19 protein-coding genes and 1 tRNA gene are annotated in these 17,855 nt (G+C 63.8%); 9 read left to right on the top strand and 11 right to left on the bottom strand.

Annotated elements, in window-relative coordinates:
• Positions 1 to 21: 21 nt before the first annotated feature.
• Entirely contained in the window at positions 22 to 762 is a 741-nt protein-coding gene (locus tag GJV26_RS08255) for a GAF domain-containing protein (RefSeq protein WP_260114800.1), read from the top strand.
• Between the two features lie 357 nt (positions 763 to 1,119).
• Here the strand turns inward: GJV26_RS08255 and GJV26_RS08250 are convergent.
• Positions 1,120 to 1,196: transfer RNA gene (locus tag GJV26_RS08250), tRNA-Pro, on the bottom strand.
• Positions 1,197 to 1,338: 142 nt separating this feature from the next.
• On the opposite strand from GJV26_RS08250, the gene arsC reads away from it, so the two are divergent.
• The gene (gene arsC / locus GJV26_RS08245) at positions 1,339 to 1,686 is read left to right on the top strand and encodes an arsenate reductase (glutaredoxin) (protein ID WP_155708402.1); all 348 of its coding nucleotides are present in this window, start codon (positions 1,339 to 1,341) and stop codon (positions 1,684 to 1,686) included.
• Positions 1,687 to 1,764: 78 nt separating this feature from the next.
• Here the strand turns inward: arsC and GJV26_RS08240 are convergent, their stop codons facing one another.
• The 4 genes from GJV26_RS08240 to ispB form a co-directional block, all read right to left on the bottom strand.
• On the bottom strand, positions 1,765 to 2,985 hold the full coding sequence (locus GJV26_RS08240; protein WP_229419220.1) for a BT3233 family polysaccharide utilization protein: 1,221 nt from the start codon (positions 2,983 to 2,985) through the stop codon (positions 1,765 to 1,767).
• A gap of 9 nt (positions 2,986 to 2,994) precedes the next feature.
• A complete protein-coding gene (locus tag GJV26_RS08235) occupies positions 2,995 to 4,398 on the bottom strand; it encodes a glycoside hydrolase family 88/105 protein (RefSeq protein ID WP_189441759.1) in 1,404 nt (467 codons plus the stop codon).
• A gap of 227 nt (positions 4,399 to 4,625) precedes the next feature.
• Positions 4,626 to 5,321 (bottom strand): FadR/GntR family transcriptional regulator, encoded by a 696-nt coding sequence (locus GJV26_RS08230; protein WP_155708399.1) that lies wholly within the window; start codon positions 5,319 to 5,321, stop codon positions 4,626 to 4,628.
• Positions 5,322 to 5,501: 180 nt separating this feature from the next.
• Positions 5,502 to 6,485, bottom strand: coding sequence for an octaprenyl diphosphate synthase (gene ispB, locus GJV26_RS08225; protein WP_260114799.1), 984 nt, complete (start codon positions 6,483 to 6,485; stop codon positions 5,502 to 5,504).
• 221 nt (positions 6,486 to 6,706) lie between these two features.
• On the opposite strand from ispB, the gene rplU reads away from it, so the two are divergent.
• The 4 genes from rplU to proB all read left to right on the top strand — a co-directional run bounded on the left by rplU (position 6,707) and on the right by proB (position 9,860).
• A complete protein-coding gene (gene rplU, locus GJV26_RS08220; RefSeq protein ID WP_130185982.1) occupies positions 6,707 to 7,018 on the top strand; it encodes a 50S ribosomal protein L21 in 312 nt (103 codons plus the stop codon).
• 37 nt (positions 7,019 to 7,055) lie between these two features.
• Entirely contained in the window at positions 7,056 to 7,319 is a 264-nt protein-coding gene (gene rpmA / locus GJV26_RS08215; RefSeq protein ID WP_155471762.1) for a 50S ribosomal protein L27, read from the top strand.
• Between the two features lie 89 nt (positions 7,320 to 7,408).
• Positions 7,409 to 8,518 (top strand): GTPase ObgE, encoded by a 1,110-nt coding sequence (obgE, locus tag GJV26_RS08210; RefSeq protein ID WP_155708398.1) that lies wholly within the window; start codon positions 7,409 to 7,411, stop codon positions 8,516 to 8,518.
• Between the two features lie 208 nt (positions 8,519 to 8,726).
• Positions 8,727 to 9,860, top strand: a complete 1,134-nt coding sequence (proB, locus tag GJV26_RS08205; protein ID WP_155708397.1) for a glutamate 5-kinase — start codon at positions 8,727 to 8,729, stop codon at positions 9,858 to 9,860.
• A 277-nt stretch (positions 9,861 to 10,137) separates the two neighbouring features.
• On the opposite strand, the gene nth is transcribed toward proB, so the two are convergent.
• Both nth and rsxB read right to left on the bottom strand, forming a co-directional pair.
• Positions 10,138 to 10,785 carry an endonuclease III gene (gene nth, locus GJV26_RS08200; protein WP_155708396.1) on the bottom strand — a complete coding sequence of 216 codons (648 nt, stop codon included), beginning with the start codon at positions 10,783 to 10,785 and terminating at the stop codon, positions 10,138 to 10,140.
• Complete coding sequence (gene rsxB / locus GJV26_RS08195; protein ID WP_189441768.1) at positions 10,782 to 11,486, bottom strand: electron transport complex subunit RsxB; 705 nt, start codon at positions 11,484 to 11,486, stop codon at positions 10,782 to 10,784. The genes nth and rsxB overlap by 4 nt, the downstream gene beginning before the upstream one ends.
• Before the next feature lie 184 nt (positions 11,487 to 11,670).
• On the opposite strand from rsxB, the gene GJV26_RS08190 reads away from it, so the two are divergent.
• The gene (locus GJV26_RS08190; RefSeq protein WP_229419219.1) at positions 11,671 to 12,549 is read left to right on the top strand and encodes a substrate-binding periplasmic protein; all 879 of its coding nucleotides are present in this window, start codon (positions 11,671 to 11,673) and stop codon (positions 12,547 to 12,549) included.
• Positions 12,550 to 12,663: 114 nt separating this feature from the next.
• Here the strand turns inward: GJV26_RS08190 and GJV26_RS08185 are convergent, their stop codons facing one another.
• The 3 genes from GJV26_RS08185 to fdxA form a co-directional block, all read right to left on the bottom strand.
• Positions 12,664 to 13,887 (bottom strand): polyhydroxyalkanoate depolymerase, encoded by a 1,224-nt coding sequence (locus GJV26_RS08185; protein WP_155708394.1) that lies wholly within the window; start codon positions 13,885 to 13,887, stop codon positions 12,664 to 12,666.
• A gap of 276 nt (positions 13,888 to 14,163) precedes the next feature.
• On the bottom strand, positions 14,164 to 15,231 hold the full coding sequence (locus GJV26_RS08180) for an NAD(P)/FAD-dependent oxidoreductase (RefSeq protein WP_155708393.1): 1,068 nt from the start codon (positions 15,229 to 15,231) through the stop codon (positions 14,164 to 14,166).
• Positions 15,232 to 15,324: 93 nt separating this feature from the next.
• Positions 15,325 to 15,648 (bottom strand): ferredoxin FdxA, encoded by a 324-nt coding sequence (fdxA, locus tag GJV26_RS08175; RefSeq protein WP_155708392.1) that lies wholly within the window; start codon positions 15,646 to 15,648, stop codon positions 15,325 to 15,327.
• A 250-nt stretch (positions 15,649 to 15,898) separates the two neighbouring features.
• Here fdxA and GJV26_RS08170 point away from each other — a divergent pair, with 250 nt between their 5' ends.
• Both GJV26_RS08170 and GJV26_RS08165 read left to right on the top strand, forming a co-directional pair.
• Positions 15,899 to 17,155 carry a putative Na+/H+ antiporter gene (locus GJV26_RS08170; protein ID WP_155708391.1) on the top strand — a complete coding sequence of 419 codons (1,257 nt, stop codon included), beginning with the start codon at positions 15,899 to 15,901 and terminating at the stop codon, positions 17,153 to 17,155.
• 78 nt (positions 17,156 to 17,233) lie between these two features.
• The gene (locus GJV26_RS08165; RefSeq protein WP_155708390.1) at positions 17,234 to 17,509 is read left to right on the top strand and encodes a polyhydroxyalkanoic acid system family protein; all 276 of its coding nucleotides are present in this window, start codon (positions 17,234 to 17,236) and stop codon (positions 17,507 to 17,509) included.
• A gap of 78 nt (positions 17,510 to 17,587) precedes the next feature.
• Here GJV26_RS08165 and GJV26_RS08160 read toward each other — a convergent pair whose 3' ends face one another.
• Complete coding sequence (locus tag GJV26_RS08160) at positions 17,588 to 17,842, bottom strand: acyl-CoA-binding protein (RefSeq protein WP_155708389.1); 255 nt, start codon at positions 17,840 to 17,842, stop codon at positions 17,588 to 17,590.
• Positions 17,843 to 17,855 lie beyond the last annotated feature (13 nt).

Raw genomic sequence — 17,855 nt, 5'->3', positions numbered from 1 at the left:
TGATGGAAGGATATACCGGTTTTGGACAAGGATAGTATTCTTACTACCACGGCAGTGGCACGGATCCTGGGCGTAGCGACGAGCACTGTACAGGCGTGGATGGAAAACGGCCTGATCGTTTCCTGGAAAACTCCGGGCGGGCATCGTCGGACAAGGTTTGATGAAATTGGGCATTTGCTGCAACTGGCCCCGCTCCCCGATGAGGCCCGGTATGCCGTCGCCGGTGAAATGAGTACCTCCACGATACCGGCTGCTGAATTTTTGGCCAAGGCACATCCTGGCTACCCTGTCAGTCGGAGCGAGCAGGATCGGCTGAAAGCCCTGTATGGTTCCGGGCTTGTCGATACCGCTGCGGAACAGCGTTTTGATCGAATAGTGCGGCTCGCATCGCTCGCAACCGGGTCACCGATTGCACTCATTTCCCTGCTGACATCTACACGGCAGTGGTTCAAGGCGCGCGTAGGGCTCGATGCACAGGAAACCCCACGCGAATGGGCATTCTGCTCGCATACAGTACTGGGTACGGAGCCCTTTATTGTCGAGGATGCCGCAAGTGATCCACGATTTTTCACCAACCCTCTTGTCCAGAACGAACCACGCATTCGCTTCTACGCCGGCGTTCCGGTAAGTGGCAAGACCGGCCACGTGCTTGGTACGCTGTGCGTCATCGATCGTGAGCCACGAAAGCTTCGCAGTTCGGAACTGCATGCCTTGCTTGACCTGGCGCATATCGCATCCGAAGAACTCGGGAAGTCCTCATAGATAGCCCGCTCTGACCGGTATCAGCAGGTTTGGATAGGCGTGCCGTACGATCGGCTAACCGCGTTGACACGGCAATTGCAATGTTTCACCCCCCAATTCAGCGGAGCTCCGCGCAATCTGATGACTGTACTTTGTCCGCTGGGATTTGGCCGATTGACGTGGGCAGGTTTACGACACCGGCGAGACAAGCCCCATTGCCATAGCCAAGCATTGTGTCGTCCTGCTGATCCCCTGTTTGTGCCGATCGCGCAGCCAAAGTCGAACCGCCGAAGAGTCGTATCAATTGGCCGTTCAGCAGGATGGACATGAGAAGCCAGAAAGCTGGCTTCGTAAGTGATTGATTTGAAGCGAGGAATTTGGTCGGGGTGAGAGGATTCGAACCTCCGGCCTCTACGTCCCGAACGTAGCGCTCTACCGGGCTAAGCTACACCCCGACGGTGTAGGCATTATTACATCAGATTTCACGATTGGTGACAACTGTCCGGCACGAAGCGTCGAGTGCCCGGCTCCCACGAAGCCTTTGCGCACCTGCTTCCGTTATCATCCGGCCCTGTCAAAACAACGCCCGGAGTTCCCATGCCCATTACCATCTACCACAACAACGCATGCAGCAATTCGCGCGGCGCACTCGCGCTGATCCGCGAAGCGGGCATCGAACCCGTGATCATCGATTACGTGAAGAATCCGCCGACGCGCGCCGAACTGGCGGACATCATCGCCCGCGCGGGTCTCACGCCGCGCGGCGCGATGCGGGACAAGGGCGACTTGTACGAACAATTGAAGCTCGCCGATGCGGCGCTGACGGACGACCAGCTGCTTGACGCGATGAGCGCCCATCCGGCGCTGATCAACCGCCCGTTCGTGGTCACGGAGAAGGGCGTGCGGCTGTGCCGGCCGCCCGCCCTGGTGCATGAAATCCTGTAAGGAAAAGCAAAGGGCCGGCGCAACTCCAATTGCGCCGGCCCTGCCGGAACGGGGTCTGTAACCTTCAGGCCATCGTGTTCAAGGCTGCGCCTGCAGGTTCACCTTCACCGGGCTCGCGGCCCGCTTCGCGAAGTCGGCCACGTAAGCCTGCCACTGCGCCGCGGTGGTGATCTCCTTCGCACCGCTCCACGCGCCGCCGGCGTAATAGCGCAGCGGCTCACCCGATTTCACCTGCGCCAGCACGAGATTGTTCAGCGCGTCATCCGTGAATTCCTGCGCGCCCGGCAGGATCACGGCCGTGCCGAACGCGCCCTTGCTGCGCTGCTCGATCCACTGCAGCAGCGTGCCGGATGCCTTGTCCCGCTTGACGTCGACCACGCCGTTCTCGCCCTTGTCGGTCGGCGTCTTGTTCAGGCCCACGGCCACCGTCAGCGTGGACGGGCCCTTGAACTCGAACGTGCTGTCGATGCGGTCCAGCTGGTGGCCGGCATCCACCGTGAAGCGCTTGACTTCCGTGACCGCCGTGCCGGCGGCGTCCCAGCTGTCGTAGCGCAGCTCGAAGATCGAGCGGATCGGGCCATTGGCCAGCACCTTCCAGCCGGCGTAGTTGGCCGACACGTGCAGCGTCTTGCCATCCCACACGCCGGTGCCGCCGGCACCGCGCGACTTGCCGACGTTGTAGAAGTCCATGCCTTCGCCTTCGTCCTTGTGGTAATGGTCATGGCCCTTGTTGTACCAGCGGTCGACGATCGGATACGGCACGCGCTTGAACCACAGGTCCAGGCCGGAGGTCTGCAGCACTTCCTTGCCGCTGCCCGCCGGCGCCGGCGCCATCAGCGCGGGGCCGTAGGTGCGGTGCGCCAGCTTGTCGTTCTCCCAGCCGAAATCGTCCAGGCGTTCCTGGATGTAGCGGGCCGATGTCTGCGCCGGGAACACCGGTGCGATCGTCTCGGTTTTTTCCACCGTGTAGGTGGCGCTCTTCTCGCCGGCCCTGAAGCTGTGCTGGAAGATCAGGTCGCCGTAGGCGGCGCCCACGTTCTGCGGGTCCTTGGCGTGCGGCGCCACGTTGGTCACCTGGAACGGCACCACCTTGCCGCTGGCATCCTTCACCGCGATGCGCTGGATCAGGGCGCCGGGCAGCGCGGCGTTCACGTCCTTCCACGCGATCGTCACCGTCTCGGACGGGCGGGCGCTGTCCAGGTCATGCGACAGCGTCACGCGCAGGCCGGCGGCATTGCCGATGTTCGCTGCCAGCAGCAGCGCGGAAACTGTCGCCAGCTTGAAAGTGGTACGGGTCATCGTCATCCCTTATTGGTGTTCGCGGTAGTCGGTCTTGCCGCCATCCTTCGGTTGGTAATGGTAGGTGCGCAGCTTGTACTCCACGCTCACCTTCGGGTTCTTCAGCAGCTTGATCATCTCGGCGCCGGCCAGCAGCACCGGGCCGTAGCCGTGCAGCGCGTGCACGCTGGTCGGGCGGTTGTAGTAGTAGACCTGGTCCGATGCGAGGGTGGTGCCCACGCAGGTGCCTTCGACCTGGCCCTTGTCGTTGATCTTCGTGGTCAGGGCCACCCAGCCGGCCTGCGCGACCGAGCCATACGTGGTGGGGTTGATCCAGCCCTGGTTGATCGCGTGGGCGATCACGTAGGTGAACATCGCCGAGGCGGACGTTTCCAGGTACGAGTCGTTACGGTCGATCATCTGGTGCCACAGGCCGGTGCCGGACTGCAGTTCGGCGATGCCCTTCAGCGTGGAGCGCAGCTGGTTCAGCACCTTGTCGTAGCCGGGGTGGTCTTTCGGCAGCACGTCGAGCAGGTCGCTCATCGCCACGACCGCCCAGCCGTTCGCCCGGGCCCAATAGAAGCGCGGCGCGTTCGGCACGTGCTCGTGCCAGCCGTGCGTGAACAGGTTCAGCTGCGGGTTGTACAGACGCTCGGACATGCCCAGCACATTGGCCACCGCCAGGTCGAAGTACTTGCGCTCGCCCGTCATGCGGCCCGCCTCGGCCAGCGCGGGAATGGCCATGTACATGTCGTCGCCCCACAGCGAAACGGCCTGCGGGCGCTTGCGGGCCATCGTGCCGTCGGCCAGGCGGAACTGCTTGTTCGACACCCAGTCGTTGCAGCTGTTGATCATCCACGACAGGTCCGGGCCGATCTTCGCCGCCTTGGCGCGCATCAGCGCGGCGCACATCGAGCCGGTGTCGTCCAGCGAACGGGGATCGATGAAGCGCGCGAAGCTGTTCTGGCGCTCCAGGTGGAACTTCGATTCCTGCGCGCGGAAGTAGGGCAGCGTCTGGCCGAAGAAGTCGAAGTGGCGCTTGGTCATCGCGGTGAAGCGCTTGTCGCCGGTGGCTTCCGCGGCGCTCATCAGGCCAGCATGCACCACGCCCATCTCGTACACCATGATGCCGTAGTCGCCGGCCGCTTCCGCGAAGGCCGCGTCGGCCACGGGGGTCTTGAAGTCCGTGATCGGCGCGCCGGTCTTGCGGTTGACGACGGACGTCGGCGTGGCGTGATCCATGTAGGCGCGGATCCGGTTCAGCTGCTCGGTGATCTCGGCCACGACCGGCATCTTGTACGGCACGGGATAGGTGCCTTCGGAGACATCCTTCAGGTTCTTGTTGTCCGTATTGCGGAAGGGGCCTTCGGCATGGGCGGCGCCCAGCAGCGTGCAGCAGGCCAGGGCGGCCAGCAGTTTCTTCGAGTTTTTCACCTTGTCTCCGTCGGGTTGGCGTGGCTTTTTGGTCAGGCCATTCTAGATTGGTCTGGCCAGTTAAGCAAGGTGGGCGACCACGGATGAACCTGATCCGTGGTGCGGGAAACTCGAAAATTACTTGCGGGGCCAGCGCATGCCTGAATATGGCCGGGCTCGTGTCACATCGGTGCCTGGCACCAATGTGACACGAACCCGGCAGGAGCAGGTATGTCAGAAGCGGGGAATCAGCCGCGCGAGAACGTGCGCGTGACGCGCTCCAGGTGGGCACGCATGGCGTGCCGGGCGCCGGCGGCGTCGTGGGAGGCGATGGCTTCGAGGATTTTACGGTGGTCCGGCAGCGTCTGCAGCCGCAGTTCCTCGGTCTGGTAGTGTTCCTTCAGCTTGTGCCACAGCGAGCCGCGGTTGTTCCACAGGTATTCGACCACGCCGACGAGCGCGGTGTTGCCGGTGGCGCGGGCGATCGCCAGGTGAAAGTTGCGGTCGGCCATCTCGTTGCTGGCGCGGTCTTCGTGGTGGCGCTCCATCTGCTCCACGGCCTTCAGGATCGCATCGACGGCGGCGCCGGTGGCGGCCTTGGCGGCGATGGCGGCGATTTCCGATTCGATCATGCGGCGCGCGGCCAGCACTTCGAAGGGGCCGGGGCCGGTTTCCGGCACGTCCGCCGGCAGCGGCTGTTCGCAGACATAGACGCCGGAACCGCCGCGCACTTCGACCACGCCGCCCAGTTCCAGCGCGATCAGCGCCTCGCGCAGCGAGGCGCGGCTGACCGACAGCCTGGCGGCCAGTTCACGCTCGGCAGGCAGGCGTTCGCCGGGGCCGATGTTGTCGTCCTGGATCATTTGCTGGACGCGGCCGGCAACGACGCGGTACAGCCGCGGTTCGGCGGCGGGGGATTCGCCCGGGGCGGGGTTTTTTCTCATGGGTGGACGTCCTCTGTGGGAACGCCGATTATAGTTGTGTTCCAGCCAATGCGGTGGAAGGGGCGCGGCTTTGCCGGAGACGGGTGGAAACGATCACCATCTTGCTCGGGGCGCCATGCCGGCACGCCCGTGATGAGCAAATGCGGCGCAAGACCGCGGCCGGCGTTCAGTGCGATCCGCTCAATGCGTGCGGTCCACCGCGAAGCGGGCCAGCTGCAGCAGCGAATCCTTGTAGCGGCTCTCCGGCATGCCCGCCAGCGCCGCGGTGGCGCGGTCGGCCTGCACTTCGGCGGCGCGGCGCGTGTAATCGAGGGCGCCGCTGGCGGTGATTGCCGAGAGCACGGCGTCGAAGTGCTGTTCGTCGCCCGTTTCGATGCACGAGCGCACCAGCTGGCGCTGCTCTTCCGTACCGTGTTCCATCAGGTAGATCAGCGGCAGCGTCGGCTTGCCTTCGCGCAGGTCGTCGCCGACGTTCTTGCCGATCTCGGTGGCGTCGCCGGCGTAATCGAGCACGTCGTCGATCAGCTGGAACGCGGTGCCCAGCGAGCGGCCGTATTCGCCGGCGGCGGCGATCAGCCCGTCGTTCGCGCCGGCCACCAGCGCGCCCAGTTCCGCGGCCGCCTCGAACAGCTTGGCCGTCTTCGAGCGGATCACCTTCAGGTAAGCTTCTTCGCTCACATCCGGATCGTGCATGTTCAGCAGCTGCAGCACTTCGCCTTCGGCGATCACGTTGGTGGCGTCCGACAGGATCTGCATCACGCGCATATTGTTCAGCGAGACCATCATCTGGAACGAGCGCGAGTACAGGAAATCGCCCACCAGCACGGAGGCGGCGTTGCCGAACAGCGCATTGGCCGTGGCGCGGCCGCGGCGCAGCGACGATTCGTCGACCACGTCGTCATGCAGCAGGGTGGCCGTGTGGATGAATTCGACCACCGCCGCCAGTTCATGGTGCGCCGCGCCGTCATACTTGTAGGCATTCGCCACCAGCAGCACCAGTACCGGGCGGATCCGCTTGCCGCCGGCGCTGATGATGTATTCAGCGATCTGGTTGACCAACGCCACCTCCGAGTGCAGTCGCTGGCGGATCACGCCGTTGACGGCGTCCATGTCGGCCGCGATGGTGCTGATGATGTTGTTCTGGCTGGTGGATTGGGTGGACAAGGCGAGCCTGCTACGGTCGGGTTTGAAGTGCCGCGATTATACGACATGCACGTCTTTAGTTGCCGACATACCACGAGCGCCAGGCTTTGTGAATTAGTTTTTGACGGCATTTTGGCATGCATGTATAATCGTTGGTTCTCTGAGTTCCGCCCACGTCAAGGTACCGTCGACGCGGGTGTCGAGCAGGGGAATTTTCTTAACATTTGATGAGGTTTCAAATCATGTACGCGGTCATAAAAACCGGTGGCAAGCAATACAAAGTTGTCGCTGGCGAAAAACTCAAAGTAGAACAGATACCTGCTGACATTGGTTCCGAACTCACCATCGATCAAGTCCTCGCCGTTGGCGCGGGCGACAGCATCAAGTTTGGTGCTCCACTGGTTGAAGGTGCAACGGTTCTCGTGAAAGTGGTTTCCCAAGGTCGTCACGACAAGGTCAAGATCTTCAAGATGCGCCGTCGTAAGCACTACCAGAAGCACCAGGGCCATCGCCAGAACTACACCGAAATCCAAATCGTTTCGATCAACGGCTAATCGCTGTTATCTGAATTCTTCAATCAAGGAGCAATAAATGGCACACAAAAAAGGTGGCGGTACTACCCGCAACGGCCGCGATTCCGAATCAAAGCGCCTGGGCGTTAAGGTTTACGGCGGTCAAACGATCAACGCCGGCGGCATCATCATCCGCCAGCGTGGCACCCCAGTCCGCGCCGGCGAAGGCGTTGGCACCGGCAAGGACCACACCCTGTTCGCACTGGTCGACGGCGTGGTCAAGTTCGTGGTCAAGGGCGCAGGCAACAACAAGTTCGTTACCGTCGTTCCGGCTGCTCAGTAATTCAGCCCACACGGTGATGTAAGGCGCGAGCCTTTGTTATCGAAAGGCTCTGCCATCGGTGGAGCCTTTTTCATTTTCAGGCGGTAGATATGAAGTTCATCGACGAAGCACGCATCGAAGTCATTGCCGGTAACGGCGGCAACGGCTGCGCCTCTTTCCGGCGTGAGAAGTTTCGCCCATTCGGCGGCCCGGACGGCGGCGACGGCGGCACCGGCGGCACCATCTGGGCCGTGGCCGACCGTAACATCAACACGCTCGTCGACTACCGCTATTCGAAAATGCACCGCGCCGACAACGGCGAACCGGGCCGCGGCTCCGACTGCTACGGCAAGGGCGCGGCCGACGTGACGCTGCGCGTGCCGGTCGGCACCCTGATCATCGACGACGTGACCGGCGAGATGCTCGCCGACATGACCGAGCATGGCCAGGTCGAAATGCTGGCCAAGGGCGGCGAGGGCGGCTGGGGCAATATCCACTTCAAGACGTCGACCAACCGCGCGCCGCGCCAGAAAACCGACGGCAAGGAAGGCGAACGCCGCGAACTGCGCCTGGAACTGAAGGTGCTGGCGGACGTGGGCCTGCTGGGCATGCCGAACGCCGGCAAGTCGACGTTCATCACGGCCGTGTCGAACGCGCGCCCGAAGATTGCCGACTATCCGTTCACGACGCTGCACCCGAACCTGGGCGTGGTGCGCGTGTCGCATGAAAAAAGCTTCGTGATCGCCGACATTCCAGGCCTGATCGAGGGTGCCGCCGAAGGCGCGGGCCTCGGCCACCAGTTCCTGCGCCACCTGTCGCGCACCGGCCTGCTGCTGCACATCGTCGACCTGGCGCCGTTCGAAGCCACGGTGGACCCGGTGAAGGAAGCCAAGGCGCTTGTGAAAGAGCTGGAAAAGTACGACGAAGCGCTGCTGGACAAGCCGCGCTGGCTGGTGCTGAACAAGCTCGACGTGGTGCCGGAAGCGGAGCGCGCCAAGCGCGTGAAGGACTTCGTCAAGAAGTTCGGCTTCAAGGGCCCGGTCTTCGAGATTTCCGCGCTCGGCCGCGAAGGCACGCAGGAACTCGTCAACGCGATCTACCTGTACCTGGAAAAGATGCGCCACAGCGAGCAGCGTGCCGGCGAAACGCAGATGACCGAGGAAGCGCGCGGCATCTCGTCGATCGATCCGGACGATCCGCGTTTCAAGATCCTCGACTGATCGCCGTCCGTTACCTCCCAAGGGCCCGCCACGCGGGCCCTTTTTGCATCCCGCCCCGGTAAGCGCACGCGTTACCGGTTAAAATTCTCTCAACTGTTACCTGCCCGATCCGTCACCCGCGGAGCGGGCGGCGTCAGCGGCAAAGCAGGGCGACCGGCCCGGCGACTTCAGCACTTGATCCAGTCCTTCAATAAGAGTTTGCCGCCCCATGAATTCGCGCATCACACATTCCGTTGTCCAGAAAGCCGGCCGCGTCATCGTCAAGGTCGGTTCCTCGCTCGTCACCAACGACGGCCGGGGCCTCGACCAGGCCGCCATCGCGCGCTGGGCCGCACAGATCGCCACGCTGCGAACGCTGGGCAAACAGGTCGTGCTGGTCAGCTCCGGCGCGATCGCCGAAGGCATGCTGCGCCTGGGCTTCGAGCACCGCCCCACCGACATCCATGAACTGCAGGCCTGCGCCGCCGTGGGCCAGATGGGCCTGGCACAGATCTACGAAACGAGCTTTCGCGCGCACGGCATCGGCACCGCGCAGGTGCTGCTCACGCACGCCGACCTGGCCGACCGCGAACGCTACCTGAACGCGCGTTCCACGCTGACCACGCTGCTGTCGCTGGGCGTGGTGCCGATCATCAACGAGAACGACACGGTCGTCACCGATGAAATCAAGTTCGGCGACAACGACACGCTGGGCGCGCTGGTGGCCAACCTGATCGAGGCCGATGCGCTGATCATCCTGACGGACCAGCGCGGCCTGTTCTCCGCCGATCCGCGCAAGGACCCGGCGGCCTTCCTGATCACCAGCGGCATCGCCGGCGACCCGCAGCTCGAAGCGATGGCGGGCGGCGCCGGCTCGAGCCTGGGGCGCGGCGGCATGCTGACCAAGATCCTGGCCGCCAGGCGCGCCGCCAAGTCCGGCGCGCACACCGTGATCGCGTTCGGGCGCGAGGACGAGGTGCTGACGCGGCTGGCCTCCGGCGAAGCGATCGGCACCGAGCTGCAGGCGCAGACCGGCCACCTCACCGCGCGCAAGCAGTGGATGGCCGATCACCTGCACACGGCGGGCCAGGTCGTCATCGATGCCGGCGCCATCGAAAAGGTGTCGCGCGAAGGCAAGTCGCTGCTGCCGATCGGCGTCACCGAGGTGCGCGGCGAATTCGGCCGCGGCGCCGTCATCACCTGCATCAGCCAGGGCGGCGTGGCGATCGCCCGCGGCCTGTCCAACTACACCAGCGGCGAAGCCCGGCGCATCCTGCGCAAGCCGTCGGCGGAGATCGAGTCCATCCTCGGGTATGTCGAGGGGAAGGAACTGATCCACCGGGATAACATGGTGCTGCTATAAACGTCGGGCAGCAGGGGGCAGGTGTCTTACACCATTTCCGGGTGAGCCGCAGGGGGCTGTCCCCGGTAAGTGTGGACATCCAGTCCAGCTGGCAGCTCGATCCCTGCCAACGACTGCGTCACGGCCGCCAACCGGCGGGGATGGGCCCCAGCTGCTCAACCGCCAGCTGCACGCAAAAAAACCGGGGTCAGTCCCCTCGATCAACGCCGGCAGTTGCGTTCAGCGGCAACGACTGGCGGGGACAGACCCTGCAGCGCAACCGCCCCCAGCTGTCGCTTCAAACCACCTTCGGCGCCGGCGTCTTGTCCCTGTATTCGCACAGATCCACGATCATGCAGTTCCAGCACTGCGGCTTGCGGGCGATGCACGTGTAGCGGCCGTGCAGGATCAGCCAGTGGTGGGCATCCTGCAGGAATTCCTTCGGCACGAACTTCAATAATTTCTGCTCGACGATGTCCACCGTCTTGCCCGGCGCGATATTGGTGCGGTTCGAAACACGGAAGATGTGCGTGTCCACCGCGATCGTCGGTTCGCCGAAGGCGGTATTGAGCACCACGTTGGCGGTCTTGCGGCCCACGCCGGGCAGCGCTTCGAGCGCCTCGCGGTCGCGCGGCACTTCGCCGCCGTGCTGGTCGACGAGGATCCGGCACGTGGCCATCACGTTCTTCGCCTTGGTGTTGAACAGGCCGATGGTCTGGATATACGCGATGAGCCCGTCCAGGCCCAGGTCGAGGATCGCCTGCGGCGTGTTCGCCACGGGGTACAGCTTGCGCGTGGCCTTGTTGACGCCCACGTCCGTGGCCTGCGCCGACAGCAGCACGGCGATCAGCAGTTCGAACGGCGTGGTGTATTCGAGCTCGGTGGTGGGATGGGGATTGGCTTCGCGCAGGCGGCGAAAGATTTCGTGGCGTTTGGCTGCGTTCATTGGTCGGGTTTGTTGTCCTGGGCGGCGGCGGCCTTGGCTGCCTCCGCCTTCAGGCGGGCGCGTTCCATCGCGGCGGCGATGATCGCGCGCTTGCGTTCCTTTTCCGCCAGCTCGGCATCGTTCGCCGGCGCGAGGTTGTCGACGGCCGCCATCTTGGCCTGCGCCTTGGCGGCGAGCCGCGCATCGTTTTCGTCGCGCTCGCGCTTCAGGCGGGCCAGGCGGAAATCGTGGCGGTCGCGCGCGGCATCGGCGTCGGCCTGCGACCAGGCATTCCAGCCGGTGGCCTCGGTCACCGGGTACATCACGATGCAGTCTACCGGGCACGGCTTCACGCACAGGTCGCAGCCGGTGCACAGCTCGGGGATGATGGTGTGCATCTGCTTGGCCGCGCCCATGATCGCGTCGACCGGGCAGGCCTGGATGCACAGCGTGCAGCCGATGCACAGCGCCTCGTCGATGAAGGCCACCGCGCGCGGCCGCTCCAGCCCGTTCTCGGGGTTCAGAGGGATGACGGGGTAACCGGTCACGGCGGAAAGGCGTACGATGCCCTCGTGGCCGCCGGGCGGGCACTGGTTGATGGGCGCCTCGCCCGCCGCGATCGCTTCCGCATACGGCCGGCAGCCGGCATAGCCGCACTTCGTGCATTGCGTCTGCGGCAAGACGTCTTCGATACGGTCGGCGAGGGGCTTCTGGTCGGTCACGGTGTGAGTCAAGGTGGGCGTCACTGCTGCAAAGCCGCATTATCCTTCATTCGCGGCGGGTCGTGCCATATCGGGCCGGCGCGTTCTGTTGCATAACGCAAGGCGCGCTTGGCTTTGGCTGCGCTTTGTGGGAGCATCGGCTCATGACCAAAGCAAAGCCGACCTTTGTCGAGACACGTCCCGCATGAGCGCGCGCCGCCTGCCGGCTGTCTTCATGCCCGATTTCATGCCCGATTCGATGCCCGGATTGTCGCGCAAGATATGGCATGGCGTGTTCCATCGGGCACTGCCAGGCCTGCGCGCTTGCGCACTCGCCTGTGTGTGCGCTGGCGCTGTCACTCCTGTCGTGGCGCAAACGCCGCAAACGATCCGCTTCGCGGCCGAGGAATGGCCGCCCTTCGTCAGCGACGACCTGCCGGACGACGGCCTGTCCGGGGCGATGCTGCGCACCGTGCTCGACCGCCTTGGCTACACCGCCCGCATCGATTATTTTCCGTGGAAGCGCGCGATGGAACTGGGCCTGAAAGACAGCCGCTACGCCGGCTTCCTTGCGGTGTGGCGCACCCCCGAACGTGAAACGCTGTGCCATTTCTCGGCGCCGGTCGGCAACACGCTGACGGTGCTGGTCTACCTGAAGGACAAACCCGTGCGCGCCGCGCAGGTGGCCGACCTGCGTGGCGTGCGCATCGGTACCGTGGGCGGCTTCGCCAACGGCGACGAGTTCGATGCGCTGGCCCGCCAGGGGCGGCTCGACGTGGAGGAGGCCGTCAATGACGAAACCAACCTGCGCAAGCTGCTGGCGCGGCGTTTCCCGGCGATCCTGATGGAGCGGCGCGTGCTGCGCTACCTGCTCGCCACGCGGTTCGGCCCGGTCGATCGCGATCGCGTCGCCGTCAACGAACGGCTGTTCCGCGAGCGGCCGGTGCATGTGTGCTTCAAGCGCACGCAGGCCGGGCTCGTGCAGCAGCGGGCGTTCAACGACGCGGCGAAGGGCGTCGACTTCGGCCAGGTGGAGAAGGATTACTGGCGGCGGGTCGGAGAGCTCGGGGTGCCGGGAAATTGATGCCGGTAGCCGCGCCCTGGCGGCCCAGGCGTTACTGCCTGCCATGAAAAAGGCCGCCCCGGGAGGGCGGCCAGTCGTTGCGGATACCCGAAGATATCCGCGAATACGTGCGGCTCAGGCGTGTTGCCGGATGAACGAGGTGATCTTCGGGCACACCAGCTCGCGCCAGCGGCGGCCGGAGAAGATGCCATAGTGGCCGGCGCCCGGCACCACGTAGTCTTCCTGCTTGTCGGCCGGAATGCCGCTGCACAGCTCGTGGGCGGCCTGCGTCTGGCCGGCGCCGGAAATATCGTCCAGTTCGCCTTCGACGGTCAGCAGCGCGACGTTCTTGATATCCTGCGGGCGCACCAGCTGGCCGCCCACTTCCCACGTGCCGTTCGGCAGGCGGTGTTCCTGGAACACGGTCTTGATCGTATCGAGGTAGTACTCGGACGGCATGTCGAGCACGGCGTTGTACTCGTCGTAGAACTTGCGGTGGCCTTCGGCCGAGTCGTCGTCGCCGCGCACCAGTTGCATGTAGAACTCGCGATGCGATTGCGCGTGGCGGCCCGGGTTCATCGCGATGAAGCCGGCATGCTGCAGGAAGCCGGGGTAGACCTTGCGGCCAAAGCCCGGGTAATTCGGCGGCACCGGATAGATCACGGTGTTCTCGAACCACGAGAACGGTTTTTCGATGGCCAGGTTGTTCACGGCGGTCGGCGATTTGCGCGGGTCGATCGGGCCGCCCATCATCGTCATCGTCTTCGGCAGCTTCGGATCGTTGTTGGACGCCATCAGCGAGATCGCGGCCAGCACCGGCACCGTTGGCTGGCACACGGAAATCACGTGCACGTCCGGTCCCAGGTGGCGGATGAAGTCCTGTACGTAATAAATGTAATCGTCGAGATGGAACGCGCCATCGGACAGCGGCACCATGCGCGCATCGGTCCAGTCGGTGATGTAGACGTCGTGTTCCGGCAGCAGGCCGCGTACCGTGTCGCGCAGCAGCGTCGAGTGGTGGCCGGACAGGGGCGCCACCAGCAGCACGGTCGGCTGCTTCAGGTCGTCGCGCACATCCTTGCGGAAGTGGAGCAGGCGGCAGAACGGCTTCGTGACTTCGGCATGCTCGATGATCGATACCGGCTTGCCGTCGACGGTGGTGGTATCGATGCCGAACTGCGGTTTTTCGTAATCCTTGCCCAGGCGGTACAGCAACTCGTAGCCGGCGGCGATCCGTTGCGAAAACGGCGTGTGGGCGAGCGGCGATACCGGGTTGCTGAACAGTTTCGAAGAGGCTTCCGCCCACTGCATCAGCGGGTTCAGGAAGGTACGTTGCATCTCGTGAAGTTGGTAAAGCATAGGTATTCCCGGGTCATGTGCACTGCAACAAAACGTGCAGCGCAGAAATCATAAGTCCATTATAGGCCGTTTGTTCTTGACGTAAAGCATTTTCAGATTGCTGTCAGGAACGTGCAGTAAAGCAACAAAATGAGGAAATGAACCCCTTGGTTCTCACGATAATAGTGCCCGTGAAACAAAAAAAGCAGCGTTTCCGCTGCTTTTTTGTAGGACTCGTCTGAAGCCCCGGTAAGAGATACTTATATCAACCTAAGTTCACTCCCAGGTGGCCGGTTTTCAGTCGAAGACCGGCGATTCGACGCCCAGAACTTTGTGGAGTTTTGGCGACGTGGTGGTGTACTGCATGTGGATCTTCTTGTCCGGGAAGATGTAGGGCGCGGCGCCGAAGGCGGCCAGCGCGGCCTCGTGGAAGCCCGACAGGATCAGTTTTTTCTTGCCCGGATACGTATTGATGTCGCCCACGGCGAAAATACCCGGCACATTGGTTTCGAACTTCTCGGTCGACGTCACCTTCAGCTGCTTGCGTTCGATGTCCAGGCCCCATTCGGCAATCGGACCCAGCTTCGGCGACAGGCCGTAGAACACCAGCAGCATGTCCAGCGGCACGCGGCGGGTCACGCCGTCCGCGCCGGTCACGCGCAGTTCGGACAGCTTGCCATCCTTCTGCTCGATGCCGGAAACCTGGCCGATGATCAGCTGCATTTCATAGTCTTCGCACAGCTGCTTCATTTTCGCAACGGATGCCGGTGCTGCACGGAAATCCTCGCGGCGGTGCAGCAGCACCACGGACTCGGCCTTGCCGACGAAGTTCAGCGCCCAGTCCAGCGCGGAATCGCCGCCGCCGCAGATGACCAGGTTCTTGCCTTCGAACTGCGCCGGGTCCTTCACGCGGTAGAACACCTGCGAGCCGTCGAAGGCTTCCAGGCCGTCCACCTTCATCGTGCGCGGCTGGAACGAACCGACGCCGGCGGCGATGAAGATGGTTTTCGTGATGAGCTTGGTGCCCAGGCTGGTTTCAACGTCGAAACGGCCGTCTTCACGCTTGTGCACCAGGGTCACTTCCTGGCCCAGGTGGAACGTGGCGCCGAACGGTTCGATCTGCTTGAGCAGGCCGTCCGTCAATTCCTGGCCGGTGCAGGAAGGGATCGCGGGAATATCGTAGATCGGCTTGTCCGGGTACAGCTCCACGCACTGGCCGCCGACGGCCGCCAGCGAATCGATCACGTGGGCCTTGATTTCCAGCAGGCCCAGTTCGAAGACCTGGAACAGGCCGACGGGGCCGGCGCCGATGATGACGGCGTCCGTTTCATGGAAGCCACCTGGAGGGGTGCTGACGATATTCATGACGATTTTCTATCCTGTGAATTCAAATGCGGCACGCCTGCGCGCGAGGGCATGAAACCATGCCCGGCGCAAAGGTGCCGGAGGGAGCTGCCGTTAGCGCACCAGCAAATTGAGCTTTTCCTTGACGTCCTTGAACTGCTCGGCTTCCGGCAGGGCTGGCTTGGTCTTCGTGATCGAAGGCCAGTTGCGGGACAGGTCCGCGTTGAGCTTGATATAGTGCTGCTGGTCGGACGGCACATCTTCTTCCGCGAAAATGGCGTTGACCGGGCACTCGGCCACGCACACGGCGCAGTCGATGCATTCATCGGGGTCGATGGACAGGAAGTTCGGGCCTTCGCGGAAACAATCTACCGGGCAAACATCGACGCAGTCCGTATACCGGCAGGCGATGCAAGATTCGGTGACAACGTGGGTCATAGCAGTCCTATCAATGTTGGTGTGAAGCGGTCGATAAAACAATCCCAACTTCAGCAAAGCACTGTATTTTAGGGCAATTTCCCCTTTCTCACAATTCAGGCTTAGACACAATACATATAAGCAAATGCGCCGCGCGCCGTTGCCCGCGCGCGGCGCCGGCCGCCCGAATCACCCTGCAAACTCCAGGCTGTCCGTCTTGCGTCGTCATTGCCGGCTTACAATGTCGAGCTGACTGTTTCGGAGGAAATGCATGACGCCCAGCACCATCGAGATCGCCGGCGCGGCGCTGTTCGCGGTCGCCATCCTGCACACGTTCACCGCGAAGGTGTTCGAACGGGGCGCGCACCGCTTCCCGGTGCATGCGGGCATCTGGCACCTGCTGGGCGAAGTCGAAGTGGTGTTCGGCTTCTGGGCGCTGGTGCTGGTGGCGTTCATCGGCAGCACGGCCGGCACCGGCTCCGCGGTGGCTTACCTGGACAGCCGCAATTTTACCGAGCCGATGTTCGTGTTCGTCATCATGGTGATCGCCGCCACCCGGCCGATCCTGCAGACGACGAAGGGGGCGGTGGCGCTGCTGGCGCGGGCGCTGCCATTGTCCGGCAGCGTGGGGACCTACTTTCTCGTGCTGGCGCTGGTGCCACTGCTGGGCTCGTTCATCACGGAGCCGGCCGCCATGACGCTGGCCGCGCTGATCCTGGCCGAACGCATCTTTTCCGGCAACATTACGGAACGGCTGAAGTACGCCACGCTGGGCGTGTTGTTCGTCAATGTGTCGATCGGCGGCACGCTGACGCCGTATGCCGCGCCGCCGGTGCTGATGGTGGCGGCGAAATGGGGCTGGGACCTGCCGTTCATGATGGCGCACATCGGCTGGAAGGCGGCCCTGGCGGTGCTCGTCAACGCGGCAGGCGTCACCGCGCTGTTCGCGCGCGAACTGGCGGCGCACCGTCCCGCCGCCACCGCCGCCGAGGCGCCGGTGCCGTTTCCGCTGGTGCTGGTGCACCTGGCATTTCTCGCCGGCGTGGTGGTGTTCGCGCACCATCCGCCGGTGTTCATGGGACTGTTCCTGTTCTTCCTCGGCGTGGCCCATGCCTATGCGCGCTTCCAGGACCGGCTGATCCTGCGCGAGGGCTTGCTGGTGGCGTTCTTCCTGGCCGGCCTCGTCGTGCTGGGCGGGCAGCAGCAGTGGTGGCTGCAGCCGGCATTGATGAGCATGAGCAGCGACGCCGTGTTCTACGGCGCCGCGGCGCTGACGGCCATCACCGACAACGCCGCGCTCACCTACCTGGGTTCGCTCGTGGAAGGCCTCGGCGACGAGTTCAAGTATGCGCTGGTGACGGGCGCGGTGGCCGGCGGCGGCCTCACGGTGATCGCCAATGCGCCCAATCCGGCCGGCATGTCCATCCTCAAGGGGTACTTCGCGCTGGAGACGGTCTCGGCGGTGAACCTGCTGCTGGCGGCACTGCCGCCGACAGCCGTGGCGCTTGCCGCGTTCCGGCTGCTGTAGGGCGCGAGCGCCGCACGGACCGCGTTGCTCGCCAGACAGGTCTTTATGGCATCATTGCGCCTTTTGCCCGGCGCCCGAATGATCAACATCACCCAACCCCACAACCTTGCGCCCGACGTCGCGCGTGCCGCGGCCCAGCAGGTGGCCGACAAGCTGGCGCACGAGCTGGGTCTTTCCTGCCGGTGGCAGGGCGACGTGCTGAGGTTCGAGAAAAGCGGTGTCGAAGGTACCCTCACGCTGCTGGAAAACCAGGCGCAGATGCGGATCAAGCTGGGATTCCTGTATGGCGCTTTCGCGCCGGCGATCCGGAGCAAGGTCGCCGAGAAGATGCGCAAGGTGTTTGCCCCCGGCTGACGAGCTGGCCGGCGGGAGGGAGGCCGGCGGCTGCCGGCAATGGCGGACCGGCCGGTCAGCCATCGATCGTTTCGACCCTCAACCTTTCAGGTCGGTGATCAGGTCGATGTATTGCTGCTGCGCGTCATCCTGCGACGTGCCCTGCAGGCCCGCCCAGGCATCGTACTTGGCGCGGTTGACGAAGTCCGTCATGCCGGGACGCTCGCCCGTCGCGTCGCCGCTCGAGCCCTGCTTGAACAGCGCGTAGAGCTTGAGCAGCGTCATGTTGTCCGGGCGTTCCGGCAGGTTTTTCGAATCGGCGACCGCCTGGTCGAATTGTTGTTGCAGGCTCATGGATGTCCTCGTG

This window comes from Pseudoduganella dura (assembly GCF_009727155.1).
Classification (GTDB): domain Bacteria; phylum Pseudomonadota; class Gammaproteobacteria; order Burkholderiales; family Burkholderiaceae_D; genus Rugamonas; species Rugamonas dura.
This window is presented reverse-complemented; position numbering and strand designations above follow the sequence as displayed.